This window comes from Streptomyces sp. NPDC041129 (assembly GCF_055592265.1).
The window spans coordinates 1,472,286-1,491,356 of sequence record NZ_JBVIYV010000001.1; the positions used below are offsets into that span (position 1 = coordinate 1,472,286).

The window sequence follows — 19,071 nt, forward strand, 5'->3', positions numbered from 1 at the left end:
TCGTCCTGGGCTTACGTTCCTCCCACGCGAATAGGAAAGTTTCCTAACAGTGATCTTCCGGGCGCCCGTTGATCAAGGCTGGACGTCATGCACAGGTCGCTGAAAAGCTGGGGAGCTGGAAAGGCAGGTGTCGACCGCATGGCAGGAACCGCCGGTACGCCGGGCACTCCGCGCGTCCTGCGCGCCATGAACGACCGCGCCGCGCTGGACCTCCTCCTGGAGCACGGGCCGCTGTCCCGCACCCGCATCGGCAAGCTCACCGGCCTGTCCAAGCCGACCGCGTCCCAGCTCCTGGCCCGCCTGGAGGCGGCCGGGCTGGTCCGGGTCACCGGCATCAGCGAGGGCCGGCCGGGACCCAACGCCCAGCTCTACGCCGTGAACCCGGGCGCCGCCCACGCGGCCGGGCTCGACGTGAGCCCGCACCGCATCCGCGCCGCCGTCGCCGACGTCACCGGCCGCACGGTCGGCGAGTACGAGCTGCCCACCCCCGGCCGGCGTCCGGCCCGACCCGTCGTGCAGCAGGTCACCGAGGCCCTGGACGGCGCCGTGAAGGCCGCGGGCCTCGCCCGGGCCGATGTGCACCGGCTGGTCATCGGCACCCCGGGCGCCTTCGACCCGGGCACCGGCCGGCTGCGCTACGCCTCGCACCTGCCCGGCTGGCACTCCCCCAGCCTGCTCGACGAACTCGCCGCCGCGCTGCCGATGCCGGTCGAGTACGAGAACGACGTCAACCTCGTCGCCATCGCCGAACAGCGGCTCGGCGCGGCCCGCGGCCACGCGGACTTCGTCCTGCTGTGGAACCAGGAGGGCATGGGCGCCGCCCTGGTGCTCGGCGGACGGCTGCACCGCGGCTGGACCGGCGGCGCCGGCGAGGTGGGCTTCCTGCCGGTGCCCGGCACCCCGCTGGTGCGCCAGGTGACCAAGGCCAACAGCGGCGGCTACCAGGAGCTGGCCGGCTCCCAGGCGGTACCGGAACTGGCCCGCGAACTCGGCGTCTCCGATGTGCCGGCGGGCCCGTACACCGAAGTGGCCGCGACCCTCCTGGCGCGGGCGGCCGACCACGCCGGCGGACCGCACCGGGAACTGCTGCGGACCTACGCGACCCGGCTGGCCACCGGTCTCGCCTCGCTGGTCTCCGTCCTCGACCCCGAACTCGTCGTCCTCAGCGGCTCGTCCCTGACGGCCGGCGGCGAGGTGCTGCGCGCCCTCGTCCAGGCCGAGCTGGAGGAACTCGCCGCGGCCCGCCCCCGGCTGGTCGTCGGCGACGTGACGGAACACCCCGTGCTGCGCGGCGCGCTGGAGTCCGCGCTCGCGGCCACTCGCGACGAGGTCTTCGACACCTCGCGCTGAGCGCCGAGTCCCACCGAAGCACTCCCTCCTCACCCACCCCGTCCCAGGGAGACCTCGCCATGCCCACAGCCGTACCCGAAACCGCCCGGAAAGCGGCCTTCGCCCTGACCGCCGCCCTCGCCCTGCTCGCCACCGCCTGCACCGGCCAGTCCGGCTCCGGCGCCACCGACGACGCCTCCAAGGAGACGACGATCAACTTCTGGCACGCCTGGAGCGCGCCGAACGAGGTCAAGGCGGTGAAGTCGCTGGTCGCCGGCTTCGAGAAGGCGCACCCCAACATCCATGTGAACGTCGTCGGCAACATGACCGACGACAAGATCAACCAGGCGCTGCGCACCGGCGGCGAGCGGGCCCCCGACGTCATCTCCTCCTTCACCACCAACAACGTCGGCAAGTTCTGCTCGTCGGGCGCGCTGGTGGATCTCAACCCCTTCTTCGAGAAGTCGGGCATCGACCCGCAGACGACCTTCCCGAAGGCGATGAACGAGTACACCCGGTTCGACGGCAATCGCTGCTCGGTGCCGCTGCTGGGCGACGCGTACGGCCTCTACTACAACAAGACGGCGTTCGAGAAGGCGGGCATCACGGCCCCGCCGAAGACCTGGTCGGAGTTCGAGACCGACGCCAGGAAGCTGACCATCACGCAGGGCGACGGCTACAAGCAGCTCGGCTTCATGCCGGACTACCACGGCTGGGAGTCCACGACCGAGCACTACTTCGGGCAGTTCTCGCCGACGTACTTCGACAAGGCCGGCAAGTCCAGCGTGGCGAAGGACCCGGCGTTCGAGAAGGGCTTCACCCTGCAGAAGAAGCTCGTCGACGAACTCGGGGGCTTCCAGAAGCTGGAGAGGTTCCGGGCCACCCTCGGCGACGAGTGGGGTCCTAAGCACCCCTTCCACACCGGCCAGGTGGCCATGCAGATGGACGGCGAGTGGCGGCTCGGGATGGCGCTCGACGCCAAACCGAAGTTCGACATCGGCGTCGCCCCACTGCCCGTACCGGACGACCGGGCCGACCAGTACGGCAAGGGTTACATCACCGGCACCATCGCCGGCATCGCGGCCACCAGCCACAAGCAGAACGCGGCCTGGGAGCTGGTGAAGTACATGACCACGGACACGGACGCGGTGGTCGGCTTCGCCAACGACATCCACAACGTGCCCTCCACGCTCGCCGCGCTGAAGTCCCCGAAGCTGAAGTACGACCCGCGGTTCAAGACCTTCCTGGACATCGCCGCGAACCCGGACTCGACCACGAGTCCCGCCTCGGTCAACGGCGGTGTGTACCTGGTGACGATCCAGCAGTTCGGGTACGACTACGAGAGCGGCAAGGTCACCGATCTGAAGGCAGGCCTGAGGAAGACGGCCGCGCAGATCGACACGGACATCGCGCAGGCGAAGTAGCCATGGCGGCCACCACGTTGGGCTCCAGGCGCCGCAGGGCGGCGCTGCGCACGGCGGCCTTCATGTCGCCCTGGCTGATCGGCTTCGCGGTCTTCTTCGCGTACCCGCTGATCTCGACGGTCTACTTCTCCTTCATGCACTACGACGGCTTCCGGCCGCCGACGTGGAGCGGCACGAAGAACTGGGCCTACGTCCTCGAGCACTACCCGCTGTTCTGGCCCGCGCTGCGCAACACCCTGTGGCTGGTGCTGGTGATGGTGACCCTCCGGGTCGTCTTCGGACTCGGTGTGGGCCTGCTCATCACGAAGATCAAGACCGGCGCGGGCGTCTTCCGCACCCTCTTCTACCTGCCCTACCTCGCCCCGCCGGTGGCCGCGACCATGGCCTTCGCCTTCCTCCTCAACCCCGGCACGGGCCCGGTCGACTCCATCCTGGAGAGGATCGGCGTCCCGGCGCCGGGCTGGTTCAACGACCCCACCTGGTCCAAGCCGGGCCTGACCCTGCTGGCGTTGTGGGGCATCGGCGACCTGATGGTCATCTTCATGGCCGCGCTGCTCGACGTACCGGCGGAGCAGTACGAGGCGGCCGAGCTGGACGGGGCGTCGGCGTGGCAGCGCTTCCGCTTCGTCACGCTGCCGAACATCTCCCCGATCGTGATGTTCGCCGTGGTCACCGGCGTGATCCAGACGATGCAGTACTACACGCAGCCGCTGATCGCGGGAAAGGTCGCCTCGGGCGTGATCCAGGGCGCGGGCACCCAGTTCGAGCCCGGCTACCCGGACAAGTCCACGCTCACCCTCCCCCAGCTCGTCTACAACCTCGGCTTCCAGCGCTTCGACTACGGCTCGGCCTGTGTGGTGGCTCTCGTGCTGTTCGCCCTGTCGATGGTGTTCACCGCGTTCCTGATGCGGCGCCGGGGCGGTCTCGTCCAGGCAGGTGACTGACCATGACCCGAGTACTGGACCGGCCCGTGAAGCCGGCGCCGCAGGTGTCCGGGGCGGAGCGGACCGCCCGCCGCAGGGCGCTGCTCGAGTGGATCGCGATCCACTCCCTGGGGATCGCCGCCGCGCTGTTCTTCACACTCCCCTTCGTGTTCGTGTTCCTGACCTCGCTGATGAGCGACACCCAGGCGCTCAGCCGGGACCTGATCCCGCACACCTGGGAGTGGGGCAACTACAAGAAGGTCTTCGACACGCCCGGCTTTCTGACCTGGTGGAAGAACACCCTGATCTACGCCGGGCTCGGCACCGTGCTCACCGTGGCGTCCTCCATACCCGTGGCGTACGCGCTGGCCAAGTTCCGCTTCCGGGGCCGGAATCTGTCCCTCATGCTGGTGATCTCGATGATGATGCTGCCCCCGCAGGTGGTCGTCATCCCGATGTACCTGTTCTGGGCGAAGCAGCTCGACCTCTCGGGCACCCTGTGGCCGCTGATCGTCCCGATGGCGTTCGGGGACGCGTTCTCCATCTTCCTGCTGCGCCAGTTCCTGATGACGATCCCGAACGAGTACGTGGACGCCGCGAAGGTGGACGGCTGCGGCGACCTCAGGACCCTGGTGCGGGTGGTGCTGCCCATGGCGCGACCCGGCATCGCCGCGGTGGCCCTCTTCCAGTTCTTCTACGCCTGGAACGACTACTTCGGCCCGCAGATCTACGCCTCGGAGAACCCCGGCGCCTGGACGCTGAGTTACGGCCTGGAGTCCTTCAAGGGCGCGCATCACACCGACTGGAACCTCACCATGGCCGCCACCGTGCTGGTCATGGCCCCTGTGATCCTCGTGTTCTTCTTCGCCCAGAAAGCGTTCGTCGAGGGCGTCACCCTCACCGGAGTCAAGGGTTAACCGCATATGAAACTCACCGTGGTCGGCGGCGGCTCGACCTACACCCCCGAACTCGTCGACGGCTTCGCCCGGCTCAGGGACGCCCTGCCCGTCAAGGAACTCGTCCTCGTGGACCCGGACGCCGAACGCCTGGAGCTGGTGGGCGGCCTGGCCCGCCGGATCTTCGCCAAGCAGGGCCACGGCGGCCGCATCGTCACCACGTCCGACCTGGACGTGGGCGTGGACGGCGCCGACGCCGTACTGCTCCAGCTCCGTGTCGGCGGCCAGGCCGCCCGGCAGCAGGACGAGACCTGGCCGCTGGAGTGCGGCTGCATCGGCCAGGAGACGACCGGCGCGGGCGGCCTCGCCAAGGCGCTGCGCACGGTCCCGGTCGTGCTGGACATCGCCGAGCGCGTGCGCCGCGCCAACCCGCGTGCCTGGATCATCGACTTCACCAATCCGGTCGGCATCGTCACCCGCGCCCTGCTGGAGGCCGGGCACCGGGCGGTCGGCCTGTGCAACGTGGCGATCGGTCTGCAGCGCAAGTTCGCGGCCCTGCTGGGCACCGACCCGAAGGACGTGCACCTGGACCACGTGGGCCTGAACCACCTGACGTGGGAGACGGGGGTGCGGCTCGGCGGCCCCGAGGGCGCGGACGTCCTGCCCGAACTGCTCGCCCGGCACGGCGACGCCATCGCCGGTGACCTGCGCCTGCCCCGCCCCCTGCTGGACCGCCTGGGTGTCATCCCCTCCTACTACCTGCGTTACTACTACGCCCACGACGAGGTCGTGCGGGACCTGCGCACCAAGCCCTCCCGGGCGGCGGAAGTCGCCGCCATGGAGCGCGAGCTGCTGGCGATGTACGGCGACCCGGCACTGGACGAGAAGCCGGCGCTGCTCGCCAGGCGGGGCGGTGCCTTCTACTCGGAGGCGGCCGTGGACCTCGCGGCGGCCCTGCTGGGCGGGGGCACGGGAAGCCCGTACCAGGTGGTCAACACCCTCAACCGGGGCACGCTGCCGTTCCTCCCGGACGAGGCGGTGATCGAGGTGCAGGCGGCGGTGGGCCCGTCCGGTGCCGCGCCCCTGGCCGTGCCGGACCTCGACCCGCTGTACGCGGGCCTGGTGGCGAACGTGACGGCGTACGAGGAACTGGCGCTGGAGGCGGCGCTGCGGGGCGGCCGGGACCGGGTCTTCCGCGCCCTGCTGGCCCATCCGCTCGTCGGCCAGTACGAGTACGCCGAGGCCCTCACCGACCGGCTGGTCGCGCACAACCGGGAGCACCTCGCGTGGGCCTGATCCCGACCGTCCTCGCCATCGACGCGGGCAACAGCAAGACCGACGTGGCCGTGGTCACCGCCGGGGGCGAGGTGCTGGCCACGGCCCGCGGCGGCGGTTTCCGCCCGCCGGCGGTGGGTGTCGGGGCAGCCGTGGACGCCCTCGCCGAACCGGTCGCGCGGGCGTTCGCGGACGCGGGCGTGACCTCCGCCTCGCACGTCTCAGCCTGCCTCGCCAATGCCGATCTTCCGGTGGAGGAGCAGCAGTTGGCGGCCGCGCTGCACGGGCGCGCGTGGGGCGCCTCGGTGGAGGTCCGCAACGACACCTTCGCGATCCTGCGGGCGGGTGTGCCCGAGCCGCGGGGCGTGGCCGTGGTGTGCGGTGCGGGCATCAACTGCGTCGGGATGCGCCCCGACGGCCGCACCGCCCGCTTCCCGGCCATCGGGCGGATCTCCGGCGACTGGGGCGGCGGCTGGGGCCTGGCCGAGGAGGCCCTGTGGTACGCGGCCCGCGCGGAGGACGGCCGGGGCGAGGCGACCGAGCTGGCCCGCGCCCTGCCCGCGCACTTCGGCCTGCGGTCCATGTACGCGCTGATCGAGGCCCTGCACCTGGGGCAGGTCGAGCACGGCCGCCGGCACGAGCTGACGCCGGTGCTGTTCCGCACCGCCGCGCACGGGGACCGGATTGCCCGCTCCCTCGTGGACCGCCTCGCCGAGGAGGTCGCGACGATGGCCACGGTGGCCCTGACCCGGCTCGATCTCCTGGGCGAACAGACCCCGGTGCTGCTGGGCGGCAGCGTCCTGAGCGCCGGTCACGCCCGGCTCGACGACGGCGTACGCGACCTGCTGGCGTCCCGCGCCCCCAAGGCGGACGTCCGCGTGGTCACGGCCGCCCCGGTGCTGGGCGCGGCCCTCCTGGGCCTGGACCACCTCGGCGCGCAGGAGGCGGCCCTGGAACGGGCCCGGGTCCACTGGGACACCGGCCGGCGCTGACGCCGGCCGGGGCGCTCCGGGGCAGGTGGCCGAGGGAACCGAACAGATGCCCACGGCGTATTCATGGGCAGGGGACGCTGCGATCCGATCAAGATCCAGCGAAGGCCGGTGCGGATGTCGGTCCGGGCCGCAATACTTGGCGGCGAACGGATGACCATGGGGGAGGTCAGGTGACACACCCGCCGAAGAGCAGCACGGCACCGCCGTCGGCGGGCGCCGCCATGCCCGCGATCCCCCCGCAGCCCGGGTCGCCGTTGCCGCCCGCCCGGCCGGTCCCGCCCCCGGCGCCCCGCCGTACCGCCTTCGCCGAGGGCGTCGACCGGCTGCGGTCCGCCGCCACCACCGAGCCGGGGCGGCTGCGCGTCATCGGTGCCGTCCTCGCCGTGCTGGTCGTCGCGTTCGGCGCGGTCACCGCCTGGCAGACCGCCGAGCGCGCGGCCGCCGCCGACGACGTGCTGCACAGCAGCCAGCCGCTCAGCTCGGGCGCCGCCGACATCTACCGCTCGCTGGCCGACGCCAACACGGCGGCCTCCAGCGGCTTCCTGGCGGGCGGTCAGGAGACGGCGCAGTCACGGGATCGGTACGAGAAGGACATCCGCACCGCCGCCGCGGGCCTCGTCACCGCCGCCGCCAACTCCGAGCCGGGGTCGCCGTCGGAGGCGGCCGTCGCCAAACTGAACAAGCTGCTGCCCGAGTACAAGGGGCTCGTGGAGCGCGCCCGGACCTACAACCGGCAGGGCTATCCGGTCGGCGGCGCCTATCTGCGGTACGCGAACGAGAAGATGCAGAAGGAGATGCTCCCGGCGGCGGAGGACCTCTACAAGAAGGAGAACCAGCGGCTGAACGCCGACTACGGGGACGCGACGCCCTACCCGTGGGCGGCGATCGCGCTCGGCGTGCTCGCCCTGGCCGCGCTCGGCTGGGCCCAGCACCGCACCTACCGGCGCACCAACCGCGTCCTCAACCACGGCCTGGTGGCCGCCTCCGCCGCCACCGCGGTGGCCCTGCTGTGGCTGGTGGTGGGGCACACGCTCGCCAGGTCGGGCCTGAACGGCTCCTACGACAACGGCGTCCGCTCGCTGAACGTCCTGCACGACGCCCGCATCGCCTCCCTCAAGGCGCGCGGCAACGAGAACCTGAGCCTGGTGGCGCGCGGCGCCGAGACCATCACGGTGGACGGGCAGACGTACGACGCCTACTACTACGACTTCGACCGGGACATGGGCGTGCTCGCCAAGGGCCTCACCGACGCCCGCCGGCTCGCCGACGACGACGCGGGCACCGGGCCGGTCAAGGCGGCCGAGGGCAACATGGCGGTGTGGAAGCAGCGCCACGCCTCGGCCCGTACCGAGGACGAGAACGGCAACTACCAGCAGGCGCTGGACAAGGTGATCGGCGGCGCGGACGCCACCGGCGCGTGCTTCGACAGCGTGGACCGCAATCTCGCCCTGGCCATCGGCCACGAGCAGACCGAGTTCCAGCGGGCCGCCGGTGACGGGCGGGACGCGATGGCCGGGCTGCCCGTCGGCGCCGCCGTGCTGGGCGTGCTCGGCGCGGCGGGCGCGGTGGCCGGCGTCGGGCGCAGGCTTTCGGAGTACCGGTGACAGGGGGCGTGACGATGTACGCGAGCCGTGTACGGGCCTCCCTGCGGGGCTGGGGCGGGGTCGGCGCGATGGCGGTGCTGTGCGTGCTGGCCCTGGCCTTCGCGCTGCTGCTGCCGTGCACGCAGCCGCGTCAGGACGACGCCGGCGCGCGGACCGCCGGCCCGGGCGTCGCCAGCGGCAGCCAGGCGCGCGCCGGCGACTGCGAGGACTCCGAGGCGCAGAAGCAGACGCTGTCCCCGTCCGGCGCCGGCGGCCCGACCATCGACGCCATCAAGTCCCGTACGGGCGCCAAGCGCAAGCTGGTCGTCGGCGTCGACCAGAACAGCTACCACTGGGGCTACCGCAACCCGAACACCGAGACCGCCCAGCTCGAGGGCTTCGACATCGACCTCGTCCACCGGATCGCCGAGGACATCCTCGGTGACCCGGACGCGGTGCAGTTCAAGGCCATCCCGACCAGCCAGCGCATACCCGCGATCAAGGACGGCAGGGTCGACATGGTGGTCCGCACGATGACCATCACCTGCGAGCGCCTGGACGACGTCGCGTTCTCCGCGCCCTACTTCAAGACCGGGCAGCAGGTGCTGGCCCCCAAGTCCTCCTCCGTCAAGGGCTACGACGGCACGCTCGCGCACAAGCGGATCTGCACGGCGTCCGGTTCCACCGCATACGGCAAGCTGAAGGCCGACCGGGACGCGGGCGACCTGCCCGCGTCCACCGACATCTCCACCACCGTCCCCAGCCAACTCGACTGTCTGGTGCGGCTGCAGCTCGGCGAGGTCGACGCGGTGGTCACCGACGGGGCCCTCGCCGCCAGCCAGGCCGCCCAGGATCCGACGGTCGCCCTGAAGGGTGACGCGTTCACCACCGAGTACTACGGCGTGGCGATGAAGAAAGACGCCACCGACCTGGTACGCCGGGTCAACCGCATCCTGGTCGACTACCGCGCGGACGGCTGGCAGGCGTCGTACGACAGGTGGCTCTCGGCCACACTGGGGAAGGACTCGGGACCGTCCGAGCCGCCCGCCCCGCAGTACCTGCGCAAGAGCTGAACCCGACCCGACCCAGGCCAACCACACAGCAGCGAGAGGTGATCGATGGGCGTCACGGACCCCGCCGGGCCGGTGATGGACCGGGACGAGGTGGACCGTGCGCTGGCGCGGCTCGGCGCGGAGCACGAGGCGATCGAGACCTCGCTGCTCGCCCTCCAGGACCACGCGGGCCGCAGACTCCTCGAAGGCGCCGAGCTGACCGGCGTCACCCAGCGGCGCTGGCAGGCCACGGAGGCGTCGATAACCCTGCTGTGGGCGTACTTCGACGCCTACACGGCGGCGCTGCGCTCCGCCCGGGAGATCCGCTCCCGCCGCCGCTGGTCCAGCCGCGAGGACCTGGCGGAGCTGACCGAACTGCTGCGCGGCGCGTCCGTCACCGTGCCCGGCGGCACCGGTCCCACGGCCACCGCGAAGCTCAGCGAGAGCTTCTCGCTCACCACCCTGGTCGACCGGATGAACGAGCTGTACGCGTCCTCGCTCGACCTGGTCGTCACCGCCGACGCGGTCTGGTCGGCGCTGCCCGCCCGGATCGATTTACTCGCCGCGGAGCTCCAGCGCACCCGCAGGCTCGCGCACTCCGTCGGCGTCCGCCCGGGCGAGCACCCGGCCGGTGACGACCTGGAGCGCATCACGCGCACGCTGACCGCCCTGCGCGCGGAAGTGGTCTCCGACCCGCTCGCCTTCTGGGTACGGGCCGAGGGCAGTTCGGCGCCCGGCGGCGGCCGCCCGGACACCACGGTGTACGACCGCGAGGCGCGCGCCCTGGAGGACGTTCGGCGTGAGATCGACGCGGTGCTGACGGTCCGGCAGGACGCGGAGGCGCGGCTGATCCGGCTGCGGGACGTGCTCTCCCGCGCGGACCGCACCCTCGCCGAGGCGCGCACCGCGCGCGGTGAGGTGCTGGCGAAGATCGCCGCGACCGAGGTCCCGGTGGTCAGCGGACCGCCCACCGTGCTGCAGGAGCAATTGGCCGCGGCCGCCGAGTACCGGCGGCACGCGCAGTGGCACCGGCTCTCCCCGCTGCTGGAGTCCCTGGAGCAGAAGGCCGACGACGAACTGCTGCGCGCGCGGGAGTCGCTGACGGCCGTCACCGCGCCCCTCGCGGTCCGCGCCGAGCTGCGCGGCCGGCTGGACGCGTACCGGGCGAAGACCACCCGCAACGGCCTCGCCGAGGACCCGCTGCTGGTCGAGCGGTACGACGCGGCCCGGCGCATGCTGTGGAGCGCCCCCTGCGACCTGCGGGTCGCCGAACAGGCCGTGCTGCGCTACCAGCAGGCGGCGGCCGAGCTGCTCGGCGCACCGGGCGTCCCCCGCCAGGGCGGACCCGAGGACCGTAGAGGTGAGTCGTCATGAGTCAGGCACAGCGGACGTGCCAGCGGCCCGGCTGCGAGGGCTCCTACGAGGACGTGGGCGGCGGCGAGCTGTACTGCGACACCTGCGGCCTGGCCCCGGTCGTGTCGCCCGGGGGTCTCCCCGCCGGGGGAGGCATGGTCGGCTCGCCGGCCACGGGCGTCACGAAGGGTTCGGCGGCGAGCGGCGGATCCCGTGCCGGCTCCCGCAGTTCACGCACCTCCTCGCAGTCGTCGAGGTCACGGCGCTCGGTGTCCGGGCGGCTGTCACGCTCCCTGTCCGGCGGCTCCAGCGCCCGCTCGGTGTCGGTGCGCAGCTCCGGCTCGTCCTCCGGCACCTCGGGCCGGGGACGGCTCGGCGCCGGACTGGTCTCGGTGCCGCAGGTGCCGCGGCCCGACCCGCGCGCGATGGTGCTGGAGAACCCGGAGGTGCCCGAGCGCAAGCGGTTCTGCTCGCGGTCCGACTGCGGGGCGCCGGTCGGACGCGCCCGCGGCGAACGGCCGGGGCGCACGGAGGGGTTCTGCACCAAGTGCGGGCACCCGTACTCGTTCGTGCCGAAGCTGAAGGCCGGGGACATCGTGCACGGCCAGTACGAGGTCGCGGGCTGTCTCGCGCACGGCGGCCTCGGCTGGGTCTACCTCGCCGTGGACCGGGCCGTGTCCGACCGGTGGGTGGTACTCAAGGGCCTGCTGGACACCGGCGACCAGGACGCGATGGCGGCGGCCATCTCCGAGCGGCGGTTCCTCGCGGAGATCGAGCACGCCAACATCGTGCGGATCTACAACTTCGTCGAGCACCTCGACCAGCGCACCGGCTCCCTCGACGGCTACATCGTCATGGAGTACGTCGGCGGCAAGTCGCTGAAGGAGATCGCCAACGCCCGCCGCACGCCCGACGGCAAGCGTGACCCGCTGCCGGTGGAGCAGGCCTGCGCGTACGGCATCGAGGCCCTGGAGGCGCTCGGCCACCTGCACAGCCGCAACCTGCTGTACTGCGACTTCAAGGTCGACAACGCCATCCAGACCGAGGACCAGCTCAAGCTGATCGACATGGGCGCCGTGCGCCGCATGGACGACGACGAGTCGGCGATCTACGGCACGGTCGGCTACCAGGCGCCGGAGGTCGCGGACGTAGGCCCGTCGGTGGCCAGCGACCTGTACACGGTGGGCCGTACGCTCGCCGTCCTCACCTTCGACTTCCAGGGCTACACGAACGTCTTCGTGGACTCCCTGCCCGACCCGGACAAAATCGAGGTCTTCCACCGCTACGAGTCCTTCTACCGGCTCCTCGTCCGCGCCACCGACCCCGACCCGGCCCGCCGGTTCGCCTCCGCGCAGGAGATGTCCGAGCAGCTCACCGGCGTGCTCCGCGAGGTCGTCTCGCTGCAGACCGGGCAGGCCAGACCCGCCCTGTCCACGCTGTTCGGACCCGAGGTGAAGGTCGTCGACACGGAGCTGTTCCCCAGGGCGCACGGAGACGTGTCGCTGCTCGGGGCGCGCCCGGCGCGCGGTGCCGTGCCGGCCCCCGCGCTGCCCGGGCCGGCCGTCGTCCGGCCCGTGGACACGCCCGCCGCCGCCCTGGCGCTGCCCGTGCCGCTGGTCGACCCGAACGACCCCAACGCCGGGTTCCTGGCCGGGCTCATGGCGTCCGCGCCGGCCGAGCTGATCAGCGCCCTGGACGCGGCTCCGGCACCGAGCGTGGAGTCGCGGCTGCGGCTGATCAGGGCCCGGCTGGAGAGCGGCGACCACCGGGCCGCGCTCACGGCCCTGAGCGAACTGGAGGGTGAACGGTCCGACGACTGGCGGGTGGTCTGGTACCGGGGGGTGGCGGCGCTGGTCACCGGGGACTTCGAGAACGCCGCGCTGGGCTTCGACGCGATCTACGACGCCTTCCCCGGCGAGGCCGCTCCCAAGCTGGCGCTCGGCCTGTGCGCCGAGGTGCTGGGCCAGCTGGACAACGCGGCCGAGTACTACCGCCTGGTGTGGTCGACCGACCCGAGCTTCGTCAGCGCCGCCTTCGGGCTGGCCCGGGTGCGGCTCGCGGCCGGTGACCGGCGCAGTTCCGTCGGCACCCTGGAGTCGGTGCCCGAGTCGTCCATCCACTACACGGCCGCCCGGGTCGCCGCGGTCCGGGCCCGGCTGCGCGGGCGTACGCCGAGCGCCGGCGACGTACCGTTCCTCGACGACCTGACGGCCGCCGCCGGGCAGGTCGAGGCGCTGGACGCGTACGGTCTGGACCCGGCGCGCCGCGAGCAGTTGTCCGCCGAAGTGCTCGGCAGCGCGCTGGACTGGGTACTCTCCACAGGCCGGGACACCGCCCCGCCGGCCGCCGGCGGACGGAAGGTGCTCGGCAGCGGTCTGGACGAACGGGGCCTGCGCTTCGGCCTGGAACGCGCGTACCGCACGCTGGCCAGGCTGGCGCCCGGCGGCGAGGAGAGGATCGAGCTGGTGGAACGGGCCAACCGTTACCGCCCCCGGACGTGGGTGTAGTTGATGTCGCAGATGCCCCAGCAGGCCGCACTGGCGAAGTGCCCGAGCTGTGCCGAGCCGCTCGAGTCGGGTGACCTCTTCTGCGGCGCGTGCGGGTACGACCTGTCCGTCGTGCCCGCCGCGCCGCAGGATCACCCGACCCTCACCATGACCGGTTCCCCCGGGCCGGGGGACGGCGTGGCCTGGCCCGCCCCCGAGCCCGGCGGCTCCGGCAGCACCCAGCCGGCGGTGCACGAGGCGACCGACGTGCCCGGCACCGACTCGGGCGGCAACGCGCTGCACCACGAGGAGCCGGCCGCGCCCGGCGTCCGCTTCGACCGGCGTCCGGAGCCCGACGAGTACCCGCTGCAGGCTCCCGACCCACGTGCCTCGGCCGGTCCCGCCGCGCCCTCGGCACCGGCCGGTCCGGACGCCGCTCCCGACCCGGCCGATCCCGCGCAGGTCTGCGTGGCCTGCCGGGCCGGCCGGGTGGACGAGGACGGCTACTGCGAGAACTGCGGGCACGCCCAGCCCCGGGAACGCGACCGCATGGAGCGGGAGTCGGGTCCGGTCGCCGCGGTCAGCGACCGCGGCCTGCGCCACCACCGCAACGAGGACGCCTTCGGTGTCGCCCACACCGCGCTGCCCGACGGCTCTCCCGCGGCGCTGGCCATCGTGTGCGACGGCGTGTCCTCCGCGACCCGGCCGGACGAGGCGTCGATGGCCGCCTCGCAGGCGGCCGTCGACACCCTGCTGGCCGCCCTGCCGCGCGGCACCCACCCGCAGGCGGCGATGCACGAGGCGATCGTCGCCGCCGCACAGGCCGTCAACTCCCTTGCCGAGGAGCCCGAGGCGGCGCGCGAGCACGACCCGCACCAGAACTCCCCGGCCTGCACCATCGTCGGCGCGATCGTCACGGGCGGGCTGCTGGTGGTCGGCTGGGTCGGCGACAGCCGCGTCTACTGGGTGCCGGACGACCGCTCGGCGCCCCCGGCCCGGCTCACCGAGGACGACTCCTGGGCCGCGCAGATGGTCGCGGCCGGCCTGATGAGCGAGGCGCAGGCGTACGCCGACGAGCGCGCCCACGCGATCACCGGCTGGCTCGGCGCGGACGCCTACGAACTGGAGCCGCACACCGCCGCCTTCAAGCCGGACCGGCCCGGAGTCGTGCTGGTGTGCACCGACGGCCTGTGGAACTACGCCGAGACGGCCGAGGAGATGGCCGAGGTCGTACCCGCGGACGCGGCGACCCGTCCGCTGCACAGCGCCCAGGTTCTGGTCGGCCACGCCCTGGACGGCGGGGGCCACGACAACGTAACAGTGGCCGTCGTGCCGTTCCCCGCGCCGCCGCAGGGGGCAGGATCGGCCTGAGGCCGCACCACCACGGGGAAGTCCCGGCGGACCGGAGGGGACCGGTCCGTCCACCGGCATTGCCTCGCGCCAGCGGGGCGTCACAGGGGGATCTGAAAGCCATGGCCAATTTCGCCAAGCCGAACGTGCCGCAGTTCTCGGTCGACGTCTACCAGAACGAGTACCTGCCCGAGGGCGGTCGTGAGGTCAACGCCATCGTCACCGTGACCGCCACCGGCGGCGGCACGGTGGGCGGCGCCGTCACGGCCCCGCACCTGTACGCGCCCGGCCAGGGGCCCTCGGCGGCGGTCGCCGTCATGGTCGACTGCTCGGGCTCCATGGACTATCCGCCGACCAAGATGCGCAACGCGCGGGACGCCACGGCCGCCGCGATCGACACCCTGCGCGACGGGGTGCACTTCGCGGTGGTCGGCGGCACGCACGTGGCGAAGGAGGTCTACCCGGGCGGCGGGCGGCTCGCGGTCGCCGACGCCACCACGCGCGAGCAGGCCAAGCAGGCGCTGCGCCGGCTCGGCGCGGGCGGCGGCACGGCCATCGGCACCTGGCTGCGGCTTGCCGACCGGCTGCTGTCCTCGGCGGACGTCGCCATCCGGCACGGCATCCTGCTGACCGACGGCCGCAACGAGCACGAGTCGCCGGAGGACCTGCGGGCGGCGCTGGACGAGTGTGCCGGGCGGTTCACCTGTGACGCGCGTGGCGTGGGCACCGACTGGGAAGTGAAAGAAGTCACAGGCATCGCCTCCGCGCTGCTCGGCACCGCCGACATCGTCGCCGACCCGGCGGGGCTGGCCGCCGACTTCACGCGGATGATGGAGACGGCGATGGGCAAGGAGGTCGCCGACGTGGCGCTGCGGGTGTGGACCCCGGTCGGCGCGAACCTCCGGTTCGTCAAGCAAGTTGCTCCCGCTGTAGAGGAGTTGACGGAACGCCGTACCGAGGCGGGACCGCGGGCCGGGGACTATCCCACCGGGTCCTGGGGCGACGAGTCCCGCGACTACCACCTGTGCGTGGAGGTCCCGGCGGCCGGTCTCGGCCAGGAGATGCTGGCCGCGCGGATCTCCCTGGTCGTGCCGCAGCCGGACGGGCAGGTCCGGAACCTCGGCGGCCAGGGGCTGGTCAGGGCGGTGTGGACCGACGACATGGCGGCCTCCACCTCGATCAGCCCCCAGGTCGCCCACTACACCGGGCAGGCCGAGCTGGCGCAGGCCATCCAGCAGGGCCTCGACCTTCGCAAAGCGGGCGATTTCGAGCGGGCGACGGCCAAACTGGGGCGCGCCGTTCAGCTCGCGAGCGCCTCGGGCAACGCCGATACTGCGAAACTCCTTTCGAAGGTGGTGGACGTGGTCGACGCCGCGACAGGTACTGTGCGGTTGAAGGCGAAGGTCGCGGAGGCCGACGAGATGACCCTCGAGACCCGGTCCACGAAGACTGTTCGTGTAAAGAAGTGACCCGCGGGAGACCGCGGGGACGACCAGGAAGAGATCCGGACGTACCGGAGGACCCTCAGGAGAAGGGGAAGCGCCGACATGCCGACCTGCCCGAACGGACACCAGTCGGGTTCCGACGACTGGTGCGAGGTCTGCGGTCACCGCATGGCCGGTGCCGTACCCCCGCCCCCTCCGCCGCCCCCGCCCGGCGGTGGCTACGGCTTCCCGCCACAGGGCGCGCAGCCCGGCGGCCGCCCGTCCGGCGGCCACGAGCCGGAGCTGTGCCCGCAGTGCCGTACGCCCCGCGAGGGTGGCGCGCCGTTCTGCGAGGAGTGCCGGTGGAACTTCCTGACCAACACGGCCACTTCCTACACCCCGGCCGCCCCGCGCCCGCCGCAGCCCCGCTTCGAGCCGCCGAGCGCGACGTACGGCGGCGGTGACTCGTACGAGTACCAGGGCTCGCGGCCCTCGCAGGTGAACCGGCCCGCCGAGCCGATCCCGTCCTTCGGCAGCGAGCCGTCGGGCCCGACGCCGTTCGCCGGCGAGCGCGGTCCGTCGGGCTACGGCGGCGGCCGGCCGCCCGCCGGTCAGCCGCCGTTCGGGGGCGTACCGGGACAGCAGGGTCCGGGCGGTCCCGGTGGCCCCGGCGGTCCTTCCGGTTTCGGTGGCGGTCCCGGTGGCCCGGGCGGCCCGCCGCCCTTCGGCCGTGAGCCGGGCGGTCCCGGTGGTCCCGGCGGCCACGGCGGTCCCGGCCCGTCCGGATTCGGTGGCGACCCCTCGCGTCCGGTTCCGCCGCCGCCCGGCCCGACCCCGCCCGCGGGTCCCGGCGGCCCGGCCGGCGGTCCCGCGCAGGCCTTCCAGCAGCCCGGCGCACCCGCCTTCCCGCAGGAGACCGGCCGGCCCCCGGCCGGTGGCGGCCCCTTCGGCGGCGGTGAGGACGACTGGGTGATCTCCCCGCCGTCCGCCGGTGGTCCCGGCGGCCCCGGTGGCGGCTACGGCTACCCGCAGCCCGGCGCCACCCAGGCCCCGCCCGGTCACGGCTTCCCGCAGGCCCCGCAGGGACCGGCCACCTGGACCGCGACCATCGGCCCGGACCGCGACTACTTCATGGCGATGATGCAGCGCTCCGGCCCCGAGGCCGCGGGCCTGAACCTGCCCGCCTACTCGCCCGAGCAGCAGCGCACGCTCAGCGGCAACCAGGTCACCATCGGCCGGCGCCGGCACTCCACCGGCGACACCCCCGACATCGACCTGTCGGTGCCCCCGGAGGACCCGGGCGTCTCGCACCAGCACGCGGTGCTGGTGCAGCAGCCGGACGGCAACTGGGCGGTCGTCGACCAGAACTCGACGAACGGCACCACGGTCAACGGCTCCGACGAGCCGATCCAGCCGTTCGTGCCGGTGCCGCTGCAGGACGGCGACCGGGTGCACGTGGGCGCCTGGACGACGATCACCGTCCGCAGGGGCTGAGGCACCTCATGGGAGGGGCCAGACGTACGGCCCCTCCGGGTCGTCCAGCCAGGCCCAGGTGCGTCCGTCGCCGACCGTGACGCCGTAGCGCTCCCGGTCCGGGCAGCCCTCGCGTTCCCACAGCGCGTGGGCCTCTCGCGGTTCCAGCGCGCCCCGGGTCAGGTCCAGCAGGAAGTGGAACGGCTCCTGTTCGCGGGCCCGGCCCGGCAGCCCGCTCAGGGGCACCGCCCCCGGATCCGCCCGGCCCGCGCCGCGCAGCGGCACGAAGTAGGCGGCCGTGGGCAGGAAGCGGCCCTCGGCGTGCCCGGGGTCGCGGACGGTGAGCGCGAGCAGGCCGGTGGCCAGCGGGGTCAGGATCCGGCCTCCGGGCCGGCACTGGGCGAGCCAGGCGCCCGGCACCGTGGGCAGCCCGCAGGTGGCGATGATCCGGTCGAAGGGCGCGCGCTCCGGCACCCCCCGCGCGCCGTCGCCCGTGACGACGGCCGGGCGGTGGCCGGCCGCGGCCAGGTGCTGCCGGGCCGACTCGGTGATCTCCGGGTCGAGGTCGACGGTGGTGACGAGGCCGTCGTCGCCGAGCCGGTGGGCGAGCAGGGCGGCGTTGTAGCCGGTGCCGGCGCCCACCTCCAGGACGCGGTCGCCGTCCTCGACGCGCAGCGCGGCCAGCATCAGCGCCATCAGGGAGGGCTGACTGCTGGAGGAGAGCAGTTCGCCGTCGCGCAGCCGGGTCGCCAGCGGGGTGTCGGCGTAGGCGCCGTGCACCCAGCGCTCCCGGGCCTCGGGGTCCGGGCTCTGGCCCCAGCGGCGTTCGTAGCCGCCCCTGACCCCCACGTAGTAGTAGGGCACGAACAGGTGCCGGGGCACCGTCGCGAACACCTCCCGCCACACCGGGTCCTCGGCCCACGCCCCCTCGGCGTCGATCTCCCGCACCAGCGCGGCCCGCGCCTCGGTGGCCAGACGTTCGATCCCGGTGTCGTAGGCGCCCATCCCCCCACACTAGGGGCGCGGGGAGCCCGGGGCGGGCAGGGTCCTGGGCCTCGAGTCGTGGGTCGCGCGGTCTGAGACCATGGACGGGTGAATGAGATTCGGCGCGGCACGCTTCAGGAGCAGACGTTCTACGAGCAGGTCGGCGGGGAGGAGACCTTCCGCCGGCTCGTCCACCGTTTCTACGAGGGCGTCGCCGAGGACCCGCTCCTGCGGCCGATGTACCCGGAGGAGGACCTGGGCCCGGCCGAGGACCGGCTGGCCCTGTTCCTCATGCAGTACTGGGGCGGTCCCAGCACCTACAGCGACAGCCGCGGCCACCCGCGGCTGCGCATGCGGCACGTGCCGTTCACCGTTAACCGTGCCGCGCACGACGCCTGGCTGAAGCACATGCGGGTCGCCGTCGACGAGCTGGGCCTGGCCGAGGAGCACGAGCGGACGTTGTGGAACTACCTGACGTACGCGGCACAGTCGATGATCAACACCCCCGAATGACCGTTTGAATCCCG

At 73.0% G+C, this 19,071-nt stretch carries 15 protein-coding genes; 14 read left to right on the forward strand and 1 reads right to left on the reverse strand.

The window, feature by feature from the left end; translation table 11 throughout:
* Nucleotides 1-138: 138 nt before the first annotated feature.
* From ACZ6B1_RS06425 to ACZ6B1_RS06485, 13 genes are all read left to right on the forward strand, one after another.
* Complete coding sequence (locus ACZ6B1_RS06425; RefSeq protein ID WP_468775490.1) at nt 139-1,350, forward strand: ROK family transcriptional regulator; 1,212 nt, start codon at nt 139-141, stop codon at nt 1,348-1,350.
* A gap of 59 nt (nt 1,351-1,409) precedes the next feature.
* A complete protein-coding gene (locus ACZ6B1_RS06430; protein WP_468775492.1) occupies nt 1,410-2,753 on the forward strand; it encodes an ABC transporter substrate-binding protein in 1,344 nt (447 codons plus the stop codon).
* Nucleotides 2,754-2,755: 2 nt separating this feature from the next.
* Nucleotides 2,756-3,697, forward strand: a complete 942-nt coding sequence (locus tag ACZ6B1_RS06435) for a carbohydrate ABC transporter permease (protein WP_468775494.1) — start codon at nt 2,756-2,758, stop codon at nt 3,695-3,697.
* A gap of 2 nt (nt 3,698-3,699) precedes the next feature.
* Nucleotides 3,700-4,593, forward strand: coding sequence for a carbohydrate ABC transporter permease (locus ACZ6B1_RS06440; protein WP_468775496.1), 894 nt, complete (start codon nt 3,700-3,702; stop codon nt 4,591-4,593).
* A 6-nt stretch (nt 4,594-4,599) separates the two neighbouring features.
* Nucleotides 4,600-5,868, forward strand: a complete 1,269-nt coding sequence (locus tag ACZ6B1_RS06445) for a 6-phospho-beta-glucosidase (RefSeq protein WP_468775498.1) — start codon at nt 4,600-4,602, stop codon at nt 5,866-5,868.
* Entirely contained in the window at nt 5,859-6,839 is a 981-nt protein-coding gene (locus ACZ6B1_RS06450; protein WP_468775500.1) for an N-acetylglucosamine kinase, read from the forward strand. Before ACZ6B1_RS06445 ends, ACZ6B1_RS06450 begins: the two co-directional genes overlap by 10 nt.
* 221 nt (nt 6,840-7,060) lie before the next feature.
* Nucleotides 7,061-8,443, forward strand: a complete 1,383-nt coding sequence (locus tag ACZ6B1_RS06455) for a hypothetical protein (protein WP_468776047.1) — start codon at nt 7,061-7,063, stop codon at nt 8,441-8,443.
* 14 nt (nt 8,444-8,457) lie between these two features.
* Nucleotides 8,458-9,495, forward strand: coding sequence for a glutamate ABC transporter substrate-binding protein (locus tag ACZ6B1_RS06460; protein WP_468775502.1), 1,038 nt, complete (start codon nt 8,458-8,460; stop codon nt 9,493-9,495).
* Between the two features lie 45 nt (nt 9,496-9,540).
* The gene (locus ACZ6B1_RS06465; RefSeq protein WP_468775504.1) at nt 9,541-10,848 is read left to right on the forward strand and encodes a coiled-coil domain-containing protein; all 1,308 of its coding nucleotides are present in this window, start codon (nt 9,541-9,543) and stop codon (nt 10,846-10,848) included.
* Nucleotides 10,845-13,334, forward strand: a complete 2,490-nt coding sequence (locus ACZ6B1_RS06470) for a serine/threonine-protein kinase (RefSeq protein WP_468775506.1) — start codon at nt 10,845-10,847, stop codon at nt 13,332-13,334. Before ACZ6B1_RS06465 ends, ACZ6B1_RS06470 begins: the two co-directional genes overlap by 4 nt.
* A gap of 3 nt (nt 13,335-13,337) precedes the next feature.
* Entirely contained in the window at nt 13,338-14,684 is a 1,347-nt protein-coding gene (locus ACZ6B1_RS06475) for a PP2C family serine/threonine-protein phosphatase (RefSeq protein WP_468775508.1), read from the forward strand.
* A gap of 101 nt (nt 14,685-14,785) precedes the next feature.
* Nucleotides 14,786-16,132: a vWA domain-containing protein gene (locus ACZ6B1_RS06480; protein ID WP_468775510.1), complete on the forward strand. Its 1,347-nt coding sequence runs from the start codon at nt 14,786-14,788 to the stop codon at nt 16,130-16,132.
* A gap of 78 nt (nt 16,133-16,210) precedes the next feature.
* Nucleotides 16,211-17,581 (forward strand): FHA domain-containing protein, encoded by a 1,371-nt coding sequence (locus ACZ6B1_RS06485; RefSeq protein ID WP_468775511.1) that lies wholly within the window; start codon nt 16,211-16,213, stop codon nt 17,579-17,581.
* Nucleotides 17,582-17,587: 6 nt separating this feature from the next.
* On the opposite strand, the gene ACZ6B1_RS06490 is transcribed toward ACZ6B1_RS06485, so the two are convergent.
* Nucleotides 17,588-18,565, reverse strand: a complete 978-nt coding sequence (locus ACZ6B1_RS06490; protein WP_468775512.1) for a methyltransferase domain-containing protein — start codon at nt 18,563-18,565, stop codon at nt 17,588-17,590.
* A gap of 87 nt (nt 18,566-18,652) precedes the next feature.
* On the opposite strand from ACZ6B1_RS06490, the gene ACZ6B1_RS06495 reads away from it, so the two are divergent.
* Complete coding sequence (locus ACZ6B1_RS06495; protein WP_468775514.1) at nt 18,653-19,057, forward strand: globin; 405 nt, start codon at nt 18,653-18,655, stop codon at nt 19,055-19,057.
* The last annotated feature ends 14 nt before the right edge of the window (nt 19,058-19,071 follow it).

Excerpts from the sequence above, each read along its gene's own strand:
- ACZ6B1_RS06470 (WP_468775506.1), top strand. The coding sequence starts at position 10,845 with ATGAGTCAGGCACAGCGGACGTGCCAGCGGCCCGGCTGCGAGGGCTCC.
- ACZ6B1_RS06455 (WP_468776047.1), top strand. The coding sequence starts at position 7,061 with ATGCCCGCGATCCCCCCGCAGCCCGGGTCGCCGTTGCCGCCCGCCCGG.
- ACZ6B1_RS06425 (WP_468775490.1), top strand. The coding sequence starts at position 139 with ATGGCAGGAACCGCCGGTACGCCGGGCACTCCGCGCGTCCTGCGCGCC.
- ACZ6B1_RS06445 (WP_468775498.1), top strand. The coding sequence starts at position 4,600 with ATGAAACTCACCGTGGTCGGCGGCGGCTCGACCTACACCCCCGAACTC.
- ACZ6B1_RS06480 (WP_468775510.1), top strand. The coding sequence starts at position 14,786 with ATGGCCAATTTCGCCAAGCCGAACGTGCCGCAGTTCTCGGTCGACGTC.
- ACZ6B1_RS06490 (WP_468775512.1), bottom strand. The coding sequence starts at position 18,565 with ATGGGCGCCTACGACACCGGGATCGAACGTCTGGCCACCGAGGCGCGG.
- ACZ6B1_RS06475 (WP_468775508.1), top strand. The coding sequence starts at position 13,338 with ATGTCGCAGATGCCCCAGCAGGCCGCACTGGCGAAGTGCCCGAGCTGT.
- ACZ6B1_RS06440 (WP_468775496.1), top strand. The coding sequence starts at position 3,700 with ATGACCCGAGTACTGGACCGGCCCGTGAAGCCGGCGCCGCAGGTGTCC.
- ACZ6B1_RS06435 (WP_468775494.1), top strand. The coding sequence starts at position 2,756 with ATGGCGGCCACCACGTTGGGCTCCAGGCGCCGCAGGGCGGCGCTGCGC.
- ACZ6B1_RS06460 (WP_468775502.1), top strand. The coding sequence starts at position 8,458 with ATGTACGCGAGCCGTGTACGGGCCTCCCTGCGGGGCTGGGGCGGGGTC.
- ACZ6B1_RS06485 (WP_468775511.1), top strand. The coding sequence starts at position 16,211 with ATGCCGACCTGCCCGAACGGACACCAGTCGGGTTCCGACGACTGGTGC.
- ACZ6B1_RS06465 (WP_468775504.1), top strand. The coding sequence starts at position 9,541 with ATGGGCGTCACGGACCCCGCCGGGCCGGTGATGGACCGGGACGAGGTG.
- ACZ6B1_RS06430 (WP_468775492.1), top strand. The coding sequence starts at position 1,410 with ATGCCCACAGCCGTACCCGAAACCGCCCGGAAAGCGGCCTTCGCCCTG.